This is a genomic window from Kitasatospora sp. MAA19 (assembly GCF_029894125.1).
In the GTDB taxonomy this organism is placed as follows: Bacteria; Actinomycetota; Actinomycetes; order Streptomycetales; family Streptomycetaceae; genus Kitasatospora.
The window spans coordinates 464114-482633 of record NZ_JARXYZ010000004.1; the positions used below are offsets into that span (position 1 = coordinate 464114).

Genomic DNA, 18520 nt, shown 5'->3' on the forward strand with positions numbered 1-18520 from the left:
TATGGTGGCCCGGCTCACGCGGAGCCGGGCCATCGGGGGGTGGGTCAGTCGCGCGTGTCGGCGGCTTCCGCCGCCAGGGTGGGGGTGCGCAGGCCGGCGAACAGGTCGTCCTCCGGCAGGTCCACGTCGATCAGGGTACGGGCGAGCTCGTAGTCCTCGGTGGGCCAGACCTCGCGCTGGACGTCCAGCGGGACGCGGAACCACGGCCCGTCGGGGTCGATCTGGGTGGCGTGCGCGATCAGGGCGCGGTCGCGGGTCTCGAACCAGTCGCCGCACTGCACCCGGGTGGTGATCTCGCGCTCCTTGCGGCCGCTCTTCTCCCAGCCCTCGATCCACTCGCCGTACGGCGAGTCGTGGCCGTGCTCGGTGAGGTACTGGTGCAGGGCGCGGATGCGGCCCATCGGGAAGCCGTGGTTGTAGTAGACCTTCAGCGGCTGCCAGGGCTCGCCGGCCTCCGGGTAGGCGTCCGGGTCACCGGCGGCGTCGAAGGCCAGCATGGTGATCTTGTGGGTCATGATGTGGTCCGGGTGCGGGTAGCCGCCGTTCTCGTCGTAGGTCGTGATGACCTGCGGCTTGAACTCGCGGATCAGCCGGACCAGCGGCTCGGCCGCCTCCTTCACGTCCTGCAGGGCGAAGCAGCCCTCGGGCAGCGGGGGCAGCGGGTCCCCCTCGGGCAGGCCGGAGTCGACGAAGCCCAGCCAGGCCTGCTTGACGCCCAGGATCGCCCGGGCCTCGTCCATTTCCTTGCGGCGCACCTCGTGGATGTTCTCCTCGATGTACGGGTCCCCCTGCAGCTTGGGGTTGAGAACCGACCCGCGTTCGCCCCCCGTGCAGGTGGCCACGAGCACGTCCACTCCCTGCTCGACGTACATGGCCATGGTGGCCGCGCCCTTGCTGGACTCGTCGTCCGGGTGGGCGTGCACCGCCATCAGTCGCAACTGCTCAGTCAACGCCTTGCGTTCCTTCCACATCATCGGGCGTTCCGCGAAGTCCGGTCCGCCCACCGTACGAGCCGCTCACCTCGGGGCCGCGTCAACGCGGGACCGGCCGCGGACGTGTTCCGGACCGGTCGAGCCCCGCCCCCGCCGGACCGGCCGTGGGCGTGCCCCTCCTATAGTGACGGACTGGAGGAGCGTCGCATTCCCCCGCACCACCCACGCGGCCCTCCCCTCAGGAGAGGACTGGGTCCGATGAACGCGAGCACCACCACCCCGCAGCTGCCCGAGGGGCGCTACGGCCGGCGCGGCGACCGCGATTCGGACCGCCGCCTGAAGGTGGTCGGCGCGGTCTGCGGCGTGCTGGGCCTGGGCCTGGTGGTTTGGCTGGGGGGCTCCTACCTGCTGCGCGAGACCAAGATCAACGGCTCGGTGCCGATCTTCCAGACGGTCTCGGACTCCGAGGTCCAGCTGCACCTGGCGGTACGCAAGAGCGACGGCACGGCCGGCAGCTGCACGGTCCGCTCGCAGGGTTCGGACGGTGCGGTGGTCGGGGTGGCCGACTTCCCGGTCCCGGCGGACGGTTCCAGCTACGAGGCCGTGGTGACGCTGCGGACCACCGCCCGCGGCACCACCGCCGAGCTGCTCGGCTGTACGCCCGCGAAGTAGGCCCGCCACCGGGGTGTCACCGGCACTCGGCCCCGCACCCGGCGCATAGTCGAGCGGGAGAACGGGCATCCGTAGGAAGTCCCCTCCCCGGCCCGGTCCACCGCCGTTGCACACCGTGGCGCGACGCCGACGTCAATGGCGCGCCAACGACCCTTCTGCTTGTCGGCAGGACTTGTTAGGCTCGTGGTTTCGCCCCTTCCGCACCGGATGGTACGGGAGCGGGCGTTGCTTTGTAGTTACGACCGATATCACCACTAACCCTGCTGACGACTCACACCCTCAGCACAGCCCCAGCACCTACGAGGAGCACCCGTGACCCAGACCAGTGAGAACGTGACCTGGCTCACTCAGGCCGGCTACGACCAGCTCAAGGCCGAGCTGGATCATCTGACCGGGCCCTGGCGCATCGAGATCGCCCAGAAGATCGAGGCGGCGCGCGAGGAGGGCGACCTCAAGGAGAACGCCGGCTATCACGCGGCCAAGGAGGAGCAGGGCAAGTACGAGCTGCGCATCCGCCAGCTGACCCAGCTGCTGGAGCGCGCGAAGGTCGGCGAGGCCCCGGCCGACTCGGGCGTGGTGGCCCCGGGCATGATCGTCACGGTCGCCTTCGACGGCGACGAGGGCGACACCATGGAGTTCCTGCTCGCCTCGCGCGAGGTGGCCAACTCCGACGCGCTGGACGTCTACTCGCCGCAGTCGCCGCTGGGCCGCGCGATCGACGGCAAGCAGATCGGCGACGAGGCCACCTACGAGCTGCCGAACGGCAAGCCCGCGATGGTGAAGATCGTCAAGGTCGTGCCGCACGCCGGCTGACCCGGCCGCACGAACCGACGAGGGCGGCCGCGGAGTCCAGGGACTCCGCGGCCGCCCTCGCGGCGTACCGGGCGCGGTTCAGCCCACGGCCGAGCGGTACTTGCGCACCGACAGCCAGGAGAACACCACGGTGATCAGCACCGACCAGAGCACCGACACCAGGGCCGCGTGCTGCATCGGCCAGGCGCTGTCCACCGGGCCGACCTGGTTGCCGAACAGGTCGCGGCAGGCCTGCACGGTGGCGCTGAACGGGTTCCAGTACGCGACCCCCTGCAGCCAGCCCGGCATCGAGCTGACCGGCACGAAGGCGTTGGAGACGAAGGTCAGCGGGAACAGCCAGATCAGGCCGGCCGAGGTGGCCGCCTCGGGGCTGCGCACCGAGAGGCCGATCAGCGCGCCGATCCAGGAGAACGCGTAGCCGAGCAGGAGCAGCAGGGCGAAGGCGCCGAGCGCGTTGAGCACGCCGTCGTGGATCCGCCAGCCGACCAGCAGCGCGACCGCGGCCAGCACGATCACGGTGAACGCGGTCTGGCACAGGTCCGCCAGGGTGCGGCCGACCAGCACCGCCGAGCGGGCCATCGGCAGCGAGCGGAAGCGGTCCACCAGGCCCTTGGTCATGTCCTCCGCGATGCCGGCCGAGGCGCCGGCGGTGGCGAAGGTGACGGTCTGGGCGAAGATCCCGGCCATCAGGAACTGGATGTACGTACCGGAGCCGGCGTTCGTCCCGGGGATCTGGATCGCCCCGCCCATGACGTACGAGAACAGCAGGACGAACATGACGGGCTGCATCAGCCCGAAGACCACGATCTCGGGGATCCTGGTCATCCGGCGCAGGTTGCGCTTGGCGACCACCCAGGAGTCGTGCAGGGTGGCGGCCGCGCCCCGGCGCTGCCTGGGCATCGCCGCGCCGATGGCGTGCTCGGTGGCGGTACTCATCTCAGTGCTCCCTTCCGGCCGCGACGGCCTGCTTGTCCGGTCCCGGTCCGTCGGCGGCCGGCCCGCCCTGACCCCGGCCACTGCGGCCGCGGCCCCCGGGGTCGGCGCCGTTCCCCTCCTCCGCCGCCTCGGCGACGTGGCCGGTGAGGGTGAGGAAGACGTCGTCCAGGGTCGGGCGGCGCAGGCCGATGTCGTCGATCTCGATGCCGCGGGAGTCCAGTTCGCGGATGGCGTCGGCGAGCACCCGGGCGCCGCCGCTGACCGGCACGGTGATCCTGCGGGTGTTCTTCTCCACCGCCGGCTCGCCCAGCGCGTACCCGGACAGCGCCGCGACCGCGTCGGCGACCAGGCCCGGCTCGTGCACCACGACCTCTATCCGCTCGCCGCCGATCTGGGCCTTGAGCTGGTCGGCGGTGCCGCGGGCGATCACCCGGCCGTGGTCGACGACGGCGATGTCGTGCGCGAGCCGGTCGGCCTCCTCCAGGTACTGGGTGGTGAGCAGCAGCGTGGTGCCCTGCTCGACCAGGGTCTCGATGACCTCCCAGAGCGCGAGCCGGTTGCGCGGGTCGAGGCCGGTGGTCGGCTCGTCGAGGAACATCACCGGCGGCCGGACGACCAGCGCGGCGGCGAGGTCCAGGCGGCGGCGCATACCGCCGGAGTAGGTCTTGGCGGTGCGGTCCTTGGCCTCGCCGAGGTTGAACCACTCCAGCAGTTCCAGCGCGCGGGCCTTCGCCTCGCGGGCGCTCATCTGGTAGAGCTCGCCCACCATCTGGAGGTTCTCGAAGCCGGTCAGGTACTCGTCGACCGCCGCGTACTGGCCGGACAGGCCGATCAGGCTGCGGACCTTGTTGGGGTGCTTGAGCACGTCGACGCCGGCGACCACCGCGCGACCGGAGTCGGGGCGCAGCAGGGTGGTGAGGACGCGCACGGTGGTGGTCTTGCCGGCACCGTTCGGGCCGAGCAGCCCGAGCACCGTGCCCTCGGGGACGTCGAGGCTGACGCCGTCCAGGGCTCGTACGTCGCCGAAGGTCTTCACCAGGTTCTCGGCTTGGATGGCTGGCGCCATGGCCTGCCTCATCTCCTCGGACGAATAGGGGCGATCTGTCCCACTCCGCCCGGCTTTCAGGCGCACGGGCGACTTCGGTTTCGCTCCCGGGACACAGAACGCGATGTATCGCGAGTGTGGCAGTACGCGATATATCGCGTCAAGGGAAATGACTCCGCCATCGTGCCAGGGACCACTGACACCCACCCCGGGAACGGCAGCCCCCGGCCGGACGAACGGCAGCCCCGGCGGACGGGCCTCGAACGGGCGCACGGCAGCCCCGGCCGGACGGGCCTCAGCCGGAGACGACGTACCCGGAGTCCCGCAGCTCGCCGACCACGGCCGCGCAGTGCTCCGGCCCCTTGGTCTCCAGGTGCAGGTCCACCTCGACCTCGGTCAGCCCCAGCCGCGGGTCGATCCGCACGTGCGCGACGTCCAGCACGTTGGCGTCCAGCCGGGTCAGCACGCCCAGCAGGTCGGCCAGCGCGCCCGGCTTGTCCGCCAGCCGCACCCGCAGCGAGAGGTAGCGCCCGGCCGCCGCCAGCCCGTGCCGCAGCACCCGCTGCATCAGCTGCGGGTCGATGTTGCCGCCGGACAGCACCGCCACCACCGGGCCCTCGAAGGAGTCCGGCCGCTCCAGCAGCGCCGCGATCGGGGCCGCCCCGGCCGGTTCGACCACCAGCTTCAGCCGTTCCAGGCCGAGCAGCAGGGCCCGCGAGAGCGACTCCTCGGAGACCGTCCGGACGCCGTCCGCCAGCGTGTTGACCACCTCGAACGGGATGTCCCCGGGCCGGCCGACCATGATCCCGTCGGCCATCGTGGCGAAGTGCTCCAGCGACACCGGCCGCCCGGCCGCCAGCGAGGGCGGGTACGCGGCCGCGCCCGCCGCCTGCACCCCCACCACTCGGATGTCCGGCCGCAGCGGTTTGACCGCCGCCGCGATCCCGGCCAGCAGGCCGCCGCCGCCCACCCCGGCCAGGATGGTGCGGACCTCGGGACACTGCTCCAGGATCTCCAGCCCGACGGTCGCCTGGCCGGTGACCACGTCCCAGTGGTCGAAGGGGTGGATGAACACCGCGCCGGTGGCCTCCGAGTACCGCTGCGCGGCCTGCAGCGCCTCGTCCACCGTGGCGCCGTGCAACCGCACCTCGGCGCCGTACTCGCGGGTGGCCGCGATCTTGGGCAGCGGCGCCGCGACCGGCATGAACACGGTCGAGTGCACCCCCAGCAGCGCGGCCGCCAGCGCCACGCCCTGCGCGTGGTTCCCGGCGCTCGCCGCCACCACCCCGCCGGCCCGCTGCACCGGCGAGAGCCCGGCGATCCGCACGTACGCCCCGCGCAGCTTGAACGAGCCGGTGCGCTGGAGGTTCTCGCACTTCAGGTGGACCGGTGCGCCGATCAGCCCGGACAGGTGCCGGCTGCTCTCCATCGGCGTCACCCGGGCGACCCCGGCGAGCATCTTCTGGGCTCCGCGGACGTCGTCGAGGGTGACCGGCCAGTTGTGCATAACGCCAGCCTACGGTGGTCGACACCGGCAATCCGGGATGCCGGGGCTGTTCCCGGGCCCGCTCCGCGCGCGTACGCTGCTGCTTCTGAGCCTCCCTCACCGCACGACGATCGTGAGCCGCGATGACGACGACCTCGCCCCAGGCCACCGACCGCACCGACCCCGTGCACGCCCGACTCCAGTACCAGCTGGCGGTGTTCGCCCGCAGGATGGAGCAGGTCCGGACCTCCGGCGGCGGCGTCGGCGCGCTGGACCGGGCCGCCTACCTGCTGCTCGACCGCCTGGAGCGGCACGGGCCCGCCAACGTCAAGGCGCTGGCCGAATCCCTCGGCGTCGACTCCTCCACGGTGACCCGGCAGGTCGCCCCACTGGTCGCGGGCGGGCTGGTCGGCCGGGTCCAGGACCCGGCCGACCGCCGCGCCGTACGCCTCGCGCTGACCCCGGTCGGCTCCGGCCGGCTGGCCGAAGTCCGGGACGGCCGGGCCGAGTTGACCCGCCGACTGGTGGCCGGCTGGCCACCCGAGGAGCAGCAGGCGTTCTGCGCCCTGCTGGCCCGCTTCAACCACGCGATGGAGTCGTACACGGCGGACCAGCAGGGCCAGCAGTAGCGCCCGGCAGGGCTCAGCCCAGCGCCTGCCTGAGGTCGGCGAGCAGGTCGTCGGCCGACTCGATGCCGACCGAGACGCGCACCAGGTCGGACGGCACCTCCAGCGGCGAGCCTGCCACCGAGGCGTGGGTCATCCGGCCCGGGTGCTCGATCAGCGACTCCACGCCGCCGAGCGACTCGCCGAGGGTGAACAGCTGCGTGCGGTTGCAGACCTCGACGGCCTCCTGCTCGCCGCCCGCGACCCGGAACGAGACCATGCCGCCGAAGGCCTTCATCTGCTTGGCCGCGATGTCGTGGCCGGGGTGCCCGGGCAGGCCCGGGTAGAGCACCTGGCTGACCTTCGGGTGGCTCGCCAGCAGCTCGACGACCTTCTCCGCGTTGGCGCTGTGCCGGTCCATCCGGACACCCAGCGTCTTGATGCCGCGCAGCACCAGCCAGGCGTCGAACGGCCCGGAGACGGCGCCCATGGCGTTCTGGTGGTAGGCGACCTCCTCGCCCAGCCCCGCGTCGGCCAGCACCAGCGCACCGCCGACCACGTCGGAGTGGCCGCCCATGTACTTGGTGGTGGAGTGCACGACCGCGTCCGCGCCGAGCGCGATCGGCTGCTGCAGGTACGGGCTGGCGAAGGTGTTGTCGACCACCAGCAGCGCGCCGGCGCCGTGCGCGATCTCGGCGAGCGCGGCCAGGTCGGTGATGCCCAGCAGCGGGTTGGACGGGGTCTCCACCCAGACCGCGCGGGTGTTGGGGCGCAGCGCGGCGCGGACGGTGGCCAGGTCCTGGGTGTTGGCCACGGAGAACTCGACGCCCCAGCGGGTCAGCACCTTGGCGAACAGCCGGAAGGTGCCGCCGTAGGCGTCGTTGGGGATCACGATGTGGTCGCCCGGCTTGAGGATGGTGCGCAGCAGGGTGTCCTCGGCGGCCAGGCCGGAGGCGAAGGCGAGGCCGCGGGCACCGCCCTCCAGCGCGGCGAGGCACTCCTCCAGCGCGGTACGGGTCGGGTTGGCGCTACGGCTGTACTCGTAGCCGCCCCGCAGGCCGCCCACCCCGTCCTGCTTGTAGGTGGACACCTGGTAGATCGGCGTGACGACGGCCCCGGTCTGGGGGTCTGCTTCCTGACCCGCGTGGATGGCGAGGGTCTCGAAGCCCTGGGGAAGCTGGTGCTCGGTCATGGGTCCGAGCCTAAGGCCTGTCTGACAGTTCCCGCCGGGCGTGCGAAGGACCGGACAATCCCCGGCGGCGGTACGCCCGGACACCCGCCGGAACGGCCCGCCCCGCCGCGGACCCGGGCGGCGCCGGAATCCGGGGGCGGCCCGCCGCGTTGAATCCTGCGCAACCCTCCCTACCCCGCAGGAGCAGGCCGTGCTGTTCGACCGCCACAAGACCTCGCTCGTCCCCGCCGACCAGGCGCTGCCCGGCCGGGAGTCGCCGGCCTTCGCCCCGGGCGGGCCGCACACCGTGCTCGACCACCCGCTCACCGGCCCGTACCCGGACGGCCTGGAGGTGGCCGACTTCGGGCTGGGCTGCTTCTGGGGAGCCGAGCGGACGTTCTGGCGCCTGCCCGGCGTCTGGACGACGCTGGTCGGCTACCAGGGCGGCTACACCCCCAACCCGACGTACGAGGAGGTGTGCAGCGGGCTGACCGGGCACACCGAGGCGGTCCGGGTGGTGTTCGACCCCGCGCAGATCTCCTACGAGCGGCTGCTGCAGACGTTCTGGGAGGCGCACGACCCGACCCAGGGCAACCGCCAGGGCAACGACGTCGGCACCCAGTACCGCTCCGCCGTCTACACCCACTCCCCCGCGCAGGCCGCCACCGCCGCCGCCACCCGGGACGCGTTCCAGCCCGCCCTGACCGCGCTCGGCTACGGGCCGATCACCACCGAGATCGCCCCGGCCGGCCCGTTCTACCCGGCCGAGCCGTACCACCAGCAGTACCTGTCCGAGGCCAAGAACCCGAACGGCTACTGCGGTCTCGGCGGCACCGGCGCCTCCTGCCCGATCGGGGTGGCCCGCACCCGGGACTGACCGCCCGGGCCGCTCGTCGGACGGCCGGGCCGCACCGCCGAAACACGCTCCGGGCGGACCGCGAGGTGCGGTCCGCCCGGAGCGTGTTCGGCGATTCCCGGGAATCGCCGGGTGTCAGATCGCGCTGCCGGCCTTCCACTCGGCCCAGCCGAGGTTCCAGCCGTTCAGGCCGTTGTCCGGGGCGACGGTCTTGTCGCCGGAGTTCGCGACCTCGACCACGTCGCCGATCATCGAGCTCTTGTAGAACTTGTAGCCGTCCGTGCTGCCGTCCTGCGCGCCCTGGGCGTCCCGCAGGCCGATGCAGCCGTGGCTGGTGTTCTGGCCGCCGAAGATCGACGGCGAGGACCAGTAGTTGCCGTGGATGAAGGTGCCCGAGGTGGTGAGCCGCTGGGCGTGCGGCACGTCCGCGATGTCGTACTCGCTGCCGAGGTTGACGGTCTGCGAGTTCATCCGGGTCTGCTGGAACTGCTCGGAGATCACCATCTTGCCGCCCCAGGTGCGGTGGTCGGGCGCCCCGCCGGAGATCTTGTAGACGGCGCTGACCTGGCCGTCGGTGGTGACGGTGAGCTTCTTGGTGGCGAGGTCGGCGACGCTGGTCTGGGCACGGCCGATGGTGAAGCGGACGTCCTTGGACTGGGTGCCGTACACGCCCTTGGCGCCCTCGACGTCCTTGAGCCGGAGCTTGAGGGTGACCTGGGTGCCCTTGGCCCAGTACTCCTGCGGCCGGAAGTCGAGGCGGGTGCTGGAGAACCAGTGCCCGACGATCTCGACGCCCGGCTCGGCTATCACGGTGATCGCCTGCTGGACGGCCTTCTTGTCGGTGACCGGCTTGCTGAAGTTGATCGAGACGGGCATGCCGACGCCGACGACCGAGCCGTCCTCCGGCGTGAAGTAGCCGACGAAGGTGTTGGCCGGGGTGGCCGTGGTGAAGGTGGCGTTGGCGTCCGCCTCCAGCTTGTCCTTGTCCAGGGCGGTGGCGGCCACGGTGTACTTGGTACCGCTGGCGGGGGCGGTGGCCGAGGTCCAGCCGGTGCCGTCGGCGGCGAGCTGGCCGGCCAGCTCCTTGCCGGTGGAGTCGGTGACCTTGACGGTGCCCAGGGTGCCGTTGCTGACGGTGACCTTGACCGGCTCGCTGAAGCTGGCGGCGGCGGCGCCGTCCGCGGGGGTGACGGTGATGACGGCGACGGAGGTCTTCGGCGAGCTGCTGGCCGAGCCGCCGCCGGCCGGTGTCCCGCTGGCGCCGCCCGAGCCACCGGAGCCACCCGAGCCGTTGGCGTCGGTGCCCTTGGTGTCGTTGCAGGCCGCCAGCAGCAGGACGGGCGCCCCGATCAGGCCCGCGAGCACTCCGCGCCGGCTCCAGCTGCCCCCGCTTGCCAGCCCCTGGCCGTCCCGTGCCGTCACGTCGCGTCTCCCTGCTGATCATCCGGGCATTTACGGATACAGAAACGCAATCCGCCCGCACACGGTTCCACCACCGAAGGGTAAGCGATCGTATGAGATGACCCAACTTCCCGCCGAACAGGGACAAAACGCCCGGCCTGCAGAGCAGACCGGGCGTTCACGAGCGGTGACGAAAGGCCGTTACTCGGCGGACTCGTCCACCACGTACTCGTCCCACTCCTCGGTCTCGGGGTCGAACTCGGTCTGCGCCGACTCCCAGGTCGCCGAGGCCAGCTCGACGCCCGGCACATCGCCGAGCAGCGCCACCGGGTCGATGAAGTGGGCGAGCGAACCCGACGGGTCCACCTCGATGGCGTCGACGGACTGGGCGCGCTCGTCGTCGTCCAGGTACTCGTCCTCGGTCACCTGCTTCAGGGCGGCCGCCTTGAGCGCGCCCTCGTCGGTGATCTCCGCGATGAGCTCGATCTTGAGCCGGACGTAGCGCGGTGCGTCCTGGTCGGTCGTTTCAGTGCTGGTCATGCGTGCGAGGGTACGGGAAGGGCCGGTCCCTCGGAGAAGGACCGGCCCTGCCGCTCTCCGCCTGGGCTCCCCCACCCGGGAGCCGCGGAGACGCGCCGTGCGGCGCGGAGTGCCGCGGGAGCCGCCGCACCCTGTCGACCGGCCGCAGCCGGGCAGGGGCGGGACGACGGCGCCTCCCACGGACGGCCCCTCTCCCCCGGGTTACCGGACGGGAGGGCGGACACGGCGGGCCGGGTCAGGACCGCCCGACGTGTCCGGAGCCGACCGCGTCCGCCGGGGAGCCGCTCCCGGACGGTTGCCGTCGTCTCGCTCGGCGTCTTGCCGTTGACCACCACGATGCCGGACGGTTGTTAACCCCGTGCTGCGGGCACGTGACGCCGGTGTACCACTTCGCCCGTGGGCGAACCGGTGCGCGGACCGCGCCCGGGACGGCCGCGGGTCAGTGCGCGGCGCGACCGGCGAGGAAGCCCAGCAGGTCCTGGCGGGTGACGATGCCCTTCGGCTTGCCCTCCACCAGCACCACCGCGGCGTCGGCCTTCTCCAGCACGGTCATCAGGTTGGTGACCGTCTCGCCCGAGCCGACGACCGGCAGCGGCTTGGACATCACCCGGTCCAGCGTGTCGGTCAGCTCGATCTCCTTCGCGAAGACGCCCTCCAGCAGCAGCTTCTCCGCCACCGAGCCGATCACCTCGCCGGCCATGATGTCCGGGTGCCCGGCCCCCGGGGAGACCACCGGCATCTGCGAGACGCCGTACTCGCGCAGCACCCGGACCGCCTCGGCGACCGTCTCGTTCGGGTGCATGTGGACGAACTGCGGGATGCCCTCGTGCTCGATGGCCTCCTTGCGGGCCAGCACCTCGCCGATGTGCGCCTCGTCGGTGGACGAGGGCAGGAAGCCGTAGTCGGCCATCCAGTCGTCGTTGAAGATCTTGGACAGGTAGCCGCGGCCGCCGTCCGGCAGCAGCACCACCACGACGTCGTCCGGACCGAGCTCCTTGGCCACCTCCAGCGCGGCCACCACGGCCATGCCGCAGGAGCCGCCGACCAGCAGGCCCTCCTCCTTGGCCAGACGGCGGGTCATCTGGAAGGAGTCCTTGTCGGAGACGGCGACGATGCCGTCGGCGACGCTGCGGTCGTAGGCGGTCGGCCAGAAGTCCTCACCGACGCCCTCGACCAGGTACGGCCGGCCGGTGCCGCCCGAGTAGACCGAGCCCTCCGGGTCGGCGCCGATCACCTTGACCTTGCCGCCCGAGACCTCCTTCAGGTAGTTGCCGGTGCCGGAGATGGTGCCGCCGGTGCCGACGCCCGCCACGAAGTGGGTGATCCGACCGTCGGTCTGCTCCCACAGCTCCGGGCCGGTGGAGTGGTAGTGCGAGGCCGGGTTGTCCGGGTTGGAGTACTGGTCCGGCTTCCAGGCGTTCGGGGTCTCCCGGACGAGCCGGTCGGAGACGTTGTAGTACGAGTCCGGGTGCTCCGGGGCCACGGCGGTGGGGCAGACGACCACCTCGGCGCCGTACGCGCGGAGGGTGTTGATCTTGTCCGTGGACACCTTGTCCGGACAGACGAAGATGCACTTGTAGCCCTTCTGCTGGGCCACGATCGCCAGACCGACACCGGTGTTGCCGGAGGTCGGCTCGACGATGGTGCCGCCCGGCTTCAGGGCGCCCGAGGCCTCGGCGGCCTCGATCATGCGCATCGCGATGCGGTCCTTCACGGAGCCGCCGGGGTTGAAGTACTCGACCTTCGCCAGCACTGTCGCGCTGATGCCCTCGGTGACCTTGTTCAGCTTGACCAGTGGCGTGTTGCCGACCAGGTCGATGATCGAGTTGTGGTACCGCACGGGGGTCCTCCCGGTCTGTGGGCATGCGAGTGCTTTCGGTACTGCAAAGCCTAGGGTGTGCCGCCCGCCCCAGCCCTCCCTTCCGCCCCACCCGCCGCCGGCCCCGCCTCTCCCCCAATGGCCCACCCCCGCAGGTAGCCCGGGCCCCCGCGCGGGTAGGAGGGGTGTGCAGGCATCTCCATGGCCCCGGAGGGGGCGGCACGAGGACGCGAAGGGGGCATCGGATGCCAGGGGCACAGGACGCGCGGGCCCGGGTGGCCCGCCGGATCGCCACCGCGGCGGCGTACGGCGGCGGCGGGCTCGGCCTGCTGGGGGTGGGCCTGGTCGGCGTGCTGCTGACCGAGAGCAAGCTCGCGATCCAGGCCATCGGCGTCCTGGAGGGCGATCCGCCCAAGGCCGACGGCGTGTACGGCGAGGCCTTCGCCGACGGCTCCGCCGCCGCGCAGCCGCCGCTCGTGCTGGCCGTCCTCGGCGACTCCACCGGCGCCGGCCTCGGTGTGCTGCGGTCCCGGGAGACCCCGGGCGCACTGCTGGCCGCGGGCCTGGCGTCGGTGGCCGAACGCCCGGTCCGGCTGGTCAACGTGGCCCGCTCCGGCGGCCGTTCCGCCGACCTCTCCGGCCAGCTGGAGCAGGCCCTGCCGCACCGTCCGGACGTCGCCGTGATCATGATCGGCGCCAACGACGTGACCCGGCACAGCCCGGCCCAGCTGGCCGTCCGTCAGCTCGGCGAGGCGGTCGCGGCGCTGCGGGCGAACGGCTGCGAGGTGGTGGTCGGCACCTGCCCGGATCTCGGGACGATCAAGCCGGTGCGCCCGCCGCTGCGCTGGGTGGCCCGCCGGCTGAGCCGGCAGCTGGCGGCCGCACAGACCATCGCGGTGGTGGAGGCGGGCGGCCGGACGGTCTCGCTGGGGTCGCTGCTGGGCCCGGAGTTCGCGGCGCGCCCGGAGATGTTCGCGGCCGACCGCTACCACCCGTCCGCTCAGGGCTACGCGACGGCCGCGATGGCCGTGCTGCCCTCGGTGTGCGCCGCGCTCGACCTCTGGCCGGAGGAGGAGCACCCGGCCGGGCCCGTGCCGGGCGAGACGGTGCTGCCGGTCGCGGTGGCCGCAGCCACGGCGGCCGGGCACTCGGGCACCGAGGTGGCGGCCGTCGGGGCGGAGGACGCCGCCCGCCGCTGGGCGCTGCTGCGCCACCGGCTGCGGGTCGGACTGCCCGGCTCCTCGGCCCCCGAGGAGGCCCGGGACGGCACCGTTCCGGGTGCCGGCAACACGTCGGCCAGCTCACATGCCGGGACGGGTGACGCCTGATCTACCAGGCGGTAACTTTCCTCCCGGACGCCAGTCCGCCGTCACCCAGCGAGGAGCCCGCCATGCCCGAAGCCGTCATCGTCAGCGCCGCCCGTTCGCCGATCGGCCGGGCTTTCAAGGGCTCGCTCAAGGACGTCCGCCCGGACGACCTGACCGCCCACGTCATCCAGGCCGCGCTGGCCAAGGTCCCGCAGCTGGACCCGCGCGAGATCGACGACCTGATGCTGGGCTGCGGCCTGCCCGGCGGCGAGCAGGGCCACAACCTGGCCCGCATCGTGGCCGTCCAGATGGGCATGGACTACCTGCCCGGTGCCACCATCACCCGCTACTGCTCGTCCTCGCTGCAGACCACGCGGATGGCGCTGCACGCGATCCGGGCCGGCGAGGGCGACGTCTTCATCTCGGCCGGCGTGGAGACCGTCTCGCGCAGCGTGAACGGCTCCTCGGACGGCATGCCGGGCACCATGAACCCGCTCTTCGACGACGCCCAGGCCCGCACCGCCAAGCGCGCGGAGGAGGGCGGCGGGGCGTGGCACGACCCGCGCGAGGACGGGCTGCTGCCGGACGCCTACATCGCGATGGGCCAGACCGCCGAGAACCTGGCCGCGCTCAAGGGGATCACCCGCGCCGAGCAGGACGAGTTCGGCGTCCGCTCGCAGAACCTCGCCGAGGCCGCCATCAAGGCCGGCTTCTGGGAGCGCGAGATCACCCCGGTGACGCTCCCGGACGGCACCGTGGTGAGCAAGGACGACGGCCCGCGCGCCGGCGTCACGCTGGAGGGCGTCTCCGGCCTGAAGCCGGTGTTCCGTCCGGACGGCACCGTGACCGCGGGTAACTGCTGCCCGCTGAACGACGGCGCCGCGGCGCTGGTCGTCATGTCCGACACCAAGGCTCGCGAGCTGGGCATCACCCCGCTCGCCCGGGTCGTCTCCACCGGCGTCAGCGCGCTCTCCCCCGAGATCATGGGCTACGGCCCGGTCGAGGCCTCCAAGCAGGCGCTGCGGCGGGCCGGTCTGACCATCGGTGACATCGACCTGGTCGAGATCAACGAGGCCTTCGCGGCCCAGGTGATCCCGTCCTACCGGGATCTCGGCGTCGACCTGGACAAGCTGAACGTCAACGGCGGCGCGATCGCCGTCGGCCACCCGTTCGGAATGACCGGCGCCCGGATCACCACCACCCTGATCAACTCCCTGCAGTGGCACGACAAGCAGTTCGGCCTGGAGACCATGTGCGTCGGCGGCGGCCAGGGCATGGCGATGGTCATCGAGCGCCTGAGCTGACCCCACCGGACACTCCGAAGGGTCTGGACCACCCGTTTGGAGTGACGCTGCGTAATTGAGGGCCGGATCACACCGCGAGGTCGATCCGGCCCTCTTTTCGCTCGTTTTCGGCTCGGAAATCGACACTGCGGAGCGGATCAACTCCACTGCGTAGAACGGTGTTACCTAACAATTTGGGGACAAGAGCGAAAGTCCCGCACAAATTAGACATTCGCCACTGCGTCCACACCCCCGGATGCGGCAGTGTGGACACGTAACCCCGTTCCGCTCCTCGCTAGGAGTACGTTCCGTGAGCGCCGTCTACACCATCCTGCTGCTGATCCTGATCACCGTGTCGACCGCCGTGCTGCTCCACCTCCGGGGACTCTCCCACCGGCTGGACGCGCAGGCCGCGGCCCAGGCCGCGCCCGTCCCGGTGGACGAGGCCGCGATACGCCAGGCCGTCGCCGAGGCGCTCGCCGCCGACCGCGAGCGGGAGATCACCGAGGCCCGGGCGTTCTGGGCCGAGCAGGAGGCCCGCGCGGCCGAGGACGCCCCGCTGTTCGACTCCCCGTTCACCGGCGTGTTCGCCAGCACCGACGAGTGGCCGCTGTTCTTCCCCCGCCCCACCGGCCCGCAGGACGCCGCCGACAACGCCGGCACCATGGACCCGGAGTTCGGCGAGGCGCTGCGCTCCGCGCTGGAGGACCTGATCAACGAGGACGGTCCCGCCGCGCCCGGCCCCGAGGGCGGCTCCCCGCTGCGCCCCGGCCACCCCGCCGGCACCGCCTCCACCGAGCCCACCGGTGACGCCCGCGCCCGCCGCGAGGCCGACCTGCTGGCCACCGGCCTGGAGGCCGGGCTGCTGGACGCCGAACCGGCCGTCGAGGACGCCCCGGTCGCCGCGCCCGACCTGCGCCGCCACCCCTCCCACCCCGACTTCGTGCCGAGCCAGGCGCCGTCCCGCGAGTGGACCGACACCCGGCTGGCCACCCTCGCCGAGGAGGACGTCGCCCTGATCGACGTCCGCCCTGGCCCGCTGGGCACCCTGGACGTGTACGCCTTCGCGGACGGCACCACGCTCTGTGTGGCCCCGGGCGACCGGGAGGCCGCCTACCGGCTGATCGACGCGGTCCGTGCCGGTGAGCACGTCCGACTGCTCGGCGGCTCGCGCTTCTCCGGCTCGTACTCGCTGACCTTCTCCACCGACGAGGAGGCCGTCTACGTGCTCGCCGACCGGGTGGTCGCCAGCATCTGACGGGGAGTCGCCACGCAGGACCGAAGGCCGGCCGGGTCAAGGGGTTACCGACCCGGTCGGCCTTCGGCCTGTCCGGACGGCTTCAGCGGCAGAGCGCCGCCGTCTCGCGCACCGCGGCCGCCGTCTCGGCCAGCACCGCGGCCACCGCCTCCGGCCCGTCCGGCAGCGGCACTTCGGCACCTTCCGGCAGCGCCGCGAGCACGGCCGCCAGGTCGTGCCCGGCGACGGCCAGTTGGTCGCCCGCCGCGAATGCCCCGGCGTCCGGGAACTCCCGCTCCGGCCCGCCCTCCACCGCCAGTGCCAGCGCCGCCAGCCGCCGGGCCAGCGCCAGCGCGGCCGCCGCCCGGGACTCGTACCCGGGCACGGCGCCCAGCAGCTTGCTCTGCGGCAACGAGCGGAAACGATCCGCCAGGGAGTCGACGGCTTCGACCAGGGGCTGTACGTCATGCATGCCAAGGAGCCTAAGGGAGCGGGAACGGAAAGCCGCCGGGCCCCGGAGCGGTTGCTCCGGGGCCCGGCGGCAGTGGCACGGCGGGAACGGGGTTAGTCGTCGCCGCGCAGGATCGCGATCAGGCGCAGCATCTCGACGTAGATCCAGACCAGCGACAGGGTGAGCCCGAAGGCGGCCCGCCAGGCCTCCTTCTGCGGCGCGCCCTGGGCGATGGCCTCCTCGATCGCCGCGAAGTCCAGCGACAGGAAGAAGGCGCCGAGGCCGATGCCGATCAGGCCGACCACGATACCCAGCGGGCCGGAGCGCAGGCCGAGGTCGGCGCCGAACGCCATCGCGATCATGTTGACCACCATCAGCAGCACGAAGCCCAGGGCGATCGCGATGCCGATCCGCTGGTAGCGCGCGGTGACCCGGATCCGGCCGCTCTTGTAGGCGAACAGCATCGCCGCGAAGACCGCCGCGGTGCCCAGCACCGCCTGGATCGCAATGCCCTCGAAGAGGGTGTTGAACGCGTGCGTGACGGCGCCGAGCGCGAAGCCCTCCAGAGCCGCGTAGGTCAGGATCAGCGGCGGGCTGACGCTGCGCTTGAAGGACACCACCAGGCCGACCACCATGGCCACCAGGCTGGCGCCGATCGCGAAGCCGAAGTTCTCGAACGGCAGCGCGAACCAGGCCACCGCGCCGGCGGCGACCAGGGTCAGGAGCGTCATGGCGGTGCGCGCGACCACGTCGTCGAGCGTCATCCGCCCGGTGGCGGCGGGGCCGGCCGACGGCCCGTTGTACATCTCGTACAGCTGCTCGTCGGTCAGCGGGCCCTGCGGCTGCTGGGCGTAAGGACTCCCCGCGTAGGGGTTGTTGCCGTACTGGCCCCCGGCCTGCGCGGTGGTACCGAACCCCGCGTAGCCGGGCTCACGGGTGAAGGAACCCTCCCGCGAGAAGACCGGGTTACTGCTTCTCATTGCACATTCCCTCCGTGGCGGCACTGCACCGCCCAGCCACCAGGGTAATGGCTTGGCAAAAATTCCGGGATACGCCGCGAGGAGGATCAGTGAACGACTCCCGGCGGGGACGCCGTCGGCGCCCCCGCGAGTCGAGCGGTGCCCGGAGCCGGACTCGAACCGGCACGGCCTCGCGGCCAAGCAGTTTTAAGCTGCCCGTGTCTGCGTTCCACCATCCGGGCGTCCCATGGACGGACCGCGCCGTCGGCGGGAGAAAAATCGCTCCGCCCCGATGCAGGCCACCCCAGAGCCTAGTCGTCCGGCTCACTCTTTCGCATGTTCCCAGCCAGGGAAGTTGTCATGCTTCCTTGCCATCTGACGAATAGTCCGCGATCTGGCCACGAAGTGCACAGGTTCCGGCCATCGCCCCGGGGTCAGGGTCGGCGTCATACCGCAGGAGGAGGGCGTCACCTGGCCGTACGCCCAGCGGTGGTCGGGCCAACCGTCCGGCGGAGCGACGAGAAACCATGATCACACAGCGGAGCATGGAGGTACGGCCGGGCGCCCCTGGTGTCCGGCCGTCCAGACGCCCAGCGCGCCTCCCGCAGCCCGCGACCACCAAGGAGCACCCCCGTGACCACGTCGACCGCAACCGCCGTCCGTACCGGCCTGGCGGCCGCCCGCGCCACCGGACTGAACAAGGTCTACGGGGACGGGGAGACCCGCGTCGTCGCCCTCGACAACGTCACCGTGACCTTCCCCCAGGGCGAGTTCACCGCCATCATGGGCCCCTCCGGCTCCGGCAAGTCCACCCTCATGCACTGCATGGCCGGCCTGGACACCGTCTCCTCCGGCTCCTCCACCATCGGCGACACCGAACTCGTCGGCCTCAAGGACAAGCAGCTCACCCAGCTGCGCCGCGACCACATCGGCTTCATCTTCCAGGCCTTCAACCTCCTCCCCACCCTCACCGCCCTGGAGAACATCACCCTCCCGATGGACATCGC

The 18520-nt window shown here is 72.1% G+C and carries 18 protein-coding genes and 1 tRNA gene; 8 read left to right on the forward strand and 11 right to left on the reverse strand.

The features are described 5' to 3' along the window. Positions 1-44: 44 nt before the first annotated feature. The gene (mca, locus tag P3T27_RS10035; RefSeq protein WP_280676552.1) at positions 45-950 is read right to left on the reverse strand and encodes a mycothiol conjugate amidase Mca; all 906 of its coding nucleotides are present in this window, start codon (positions 948-950) and stop codon (positions 45-47) included. 240 nt (positions 951-1190) lie between these two features. On the opposite strand from mca, the gene P3T27_RS10040 reads away from it, so the two are divergent. Together P3T27_RS10040 and greA are read left to right on the forward strand one after the other, a co-directional pair. Beyond that, positions 1191-1604: a DUF4307 domain-containing protein gene (locus tag P3T27_RS10040; protein WP_280676554.1), complete on the forward strand. Its 414-nt coding sequence runs from the start codon at positions 1191-1193 to the stop codon at positions 1602-1604. Between the two features lie 312 nt (positions 1605-1916). Next, a complete protein-coding gene (greA, locus tag P3T27_RS10045; RefSeq protein WP_280676556.1) occupies positions 1917-2417 on the forward strand; it encodes a transcription elongation factor GreA in 501 nt (166 codons plus the stop codon). Between the two features lie 78 nt (positions 2418-2495). Here the strand turns inward: greA and P3T27_RS10050 are convergent, their stop codons facing one another. The 3 genes from P3T27_RS10050 to ilvA all read right to left on the reverse strand — a co-directional run bounded on the left by P3T27_RS10050 (position 2496) and on the right by ilvA (position 5905). Then, complete coding sequence (locus P3T27_RS10050; protein ID WP_280676558.1) at positions 2496-3353, reverse strand: ABC transporter permease; 858 nt, start codon at positions 3351-3353, stop codon at positions 2496-2498. A gap of 1 nt (position 3354) precedes the next feature. Further along, positions 3355-4419, reverse strand: coding sequence for an ATP-binding cassette domain-containing protein (locus P3T27_RS10055; protein WP_280676560.1), 1065 nt, complete (start codon positions 4417-4419; stop codon positions 3355-3357). Positions 4420-4693: 274 nt separating this feature from the next. Further along, on the reverse strand, positions 4694-5905 hold the full coding sequence (ilvA, locus tag P3T27_RS10060; RefSeq protein WP_280676561.1) for a threonine ammonia-lyase: 1212 nt from the start codon (positions 5903-5905) through the stop codon (positions 4694-4696). A gap of 122 nt (positions 5906-6027) precedes the next feature. Between ilvA and P3T27_RS10065 the strand changes: the two genes are divergently transcribed. Then, entirely contained in the window at positions 6028-6513 is a 486-nt protein-coding gene (locus tag P3T27_RS10065) for a MarR family transcriptional regulator (protein WP_280676563.1), read from the forward strand. Between the two features lie 13 nt (positions 6514-6526). Here the strand turns inward: P3T27_RS10065 and P3T27_RS10070 are convergent, their stop codons facing one another. Continuing rightward, positions 6527-7681, reverse strand: a complete 1155-nt coding sequence (locus P3T27_RS10070) for a cystathionine gamma-synthase (protein ID WP_280676565.1) — start codon at positions 7679-7681, stop codon at positions 6527-6529. A 190-nt stretch (positions 7682-7871) separates the two neighbouring features. Between P3T27_RS10070 and msrA the strand changes: the two genes are divergently transcribed. Further along, on the forward strand, positions 7872-8537 hold the full coding sequence (msrA, locus tag P3T27_RS10075) for a peptide-methionine (S)-S-oxide reductase MsrA (RefSeq protein WP_280676567.1): 666 nt from the start codon (positions 7872-7874) through the stop codon (positions 8535-8537). A gap of 114 nt (positions 8538-8651) precedes the next feature. Here the strand turns inward: msrA and P3T27_RS10080 are convergent, their stop codons facing one another. The 3 genes from P3T27_RS10080 to P3T27_RS10090 form a co-directional block, all read right to left on the reverse strand. Beyond that, complete coding sequence (locus P3T27_RS10080) at positions 8652-9938, reverse strand: Ig-like domain-containing protein (RefSeq protein WP_280676569.1); 1287 nt, start codon at positions 9936-9938, stop codon at positions 8652-8654. A gap of 180 nt (positions 9939-10118) precedes the next feature. Continuing rightward, on the reverse strand, positions 10119-10457 hold the full coding sequence (locus P3T27_RS10085) for a hypothetical protein (protein WP_280676571.1): 339 nt from the start codon (positions 10455-10457) through the stop codon (positions 10119-10121). Positions 10458-10896: 439 nt separating this feature from the next. Continuing rightward, positions 10897-12297, reverse strand: coding sequence for a cystathionine beta-synthase (locus P3T27_RS10090; protein WP_280676573.1), 1401 nt, complete (start codon positions 12295-12297; stop codon positions 10897-10899). A 224-nt stretch (positions 12298-12521) separates the two neighbouring features. Here P3T27_RS10090 and P3T27_RS10095 point away from each other — a divergent pair, with 224 nt between their 5' ends. From P3T27_RS10095 to P3T27_RS10105, 3 genes are all read left to right on the forward strand, one after another. Then, the gene (locus tag P3T27_RS10095; RefSeq protein WP_280676575.1) at positions 12522-13604 is read left to right on the forward strand and encodes an SGNH/GDSL hydrolase family protein; all 1083 of its coding nucleotides are present in this window, start codon (positions 12522-12524) and stop codon (positions 13602-13604) included. A 62-nt stretch (positions 13605-13666) separates the two neighbouring features. Beyond that, the gene (locus P3T27_RS10100) at positions 13667-14887 is read left to right on the forward strand and encodes an acetyl-CoA C-acetyltransferase (protein ID WP_280676577.1); all 1221 of its coding nucleotides are present in this window, start codon (positions 13667-13669) and stop codon (positions 14885-14887) included. 289 nt (positions 14888-15176) lie between these two features. Next, entirely contained in the window at positions 15177-16124 is a 948-nt protein-coding gene (locus P3T27_RS10105) for a hypothetical protein (protein WP_280676579.1), read from the forward strand. Between the two features lie 82 nt (positions 16125-16206). Here P3T27_RS10105 and P3T27_RS10110 read toward each other — a convergent pair whose 3' ends face one another. The 3 genes from P3T27_RS10110 to P3T27_RS10120 form a co-directional block, all read right to left on the reverse strand. Next, positions 16207-16575 (reverse strand): hypothetical protein, encoded by a 369-nt coding sequence (locus P3T27_RS10110; RefSeq protein WP_280676580.1) that lies wholly within the window; start codon positions 16573-16575, stop codon positions 16207-16209. 92 nt (positions 16576-16667) lie between these two features. Beyond that, positions 16668-17534, reverse strand: coding sequence for a Bax inhibitor-1/YccA family protein (locus P3T27_RS10115; protein ID WP_280676581.1), 867 nt, complete (start codon positions 17532-17534; stop codon positions 16668-16670). Between the two features lie 139 nt (positions 17535-17673). Next, positions 17674-17755: transfer RNA gene (locus tag P3T27_RS10120), tRNA-Leu, on the reverse strand. Positions 17756-18146: 391 nt separating this feature from the next. On the opposite strand from P3T27_RS10120, the gene P3T27_RS10125 reads away from it, so the two are divergent. Beyond that, positions 18147-18520: ATP-binding cassette domain-containing protein (locus P3T27_RS10125; RefSeq protein ID WP_280676582.1), on the forward strand; the 374-nt coding region annotated here is incomplete at its 3' end.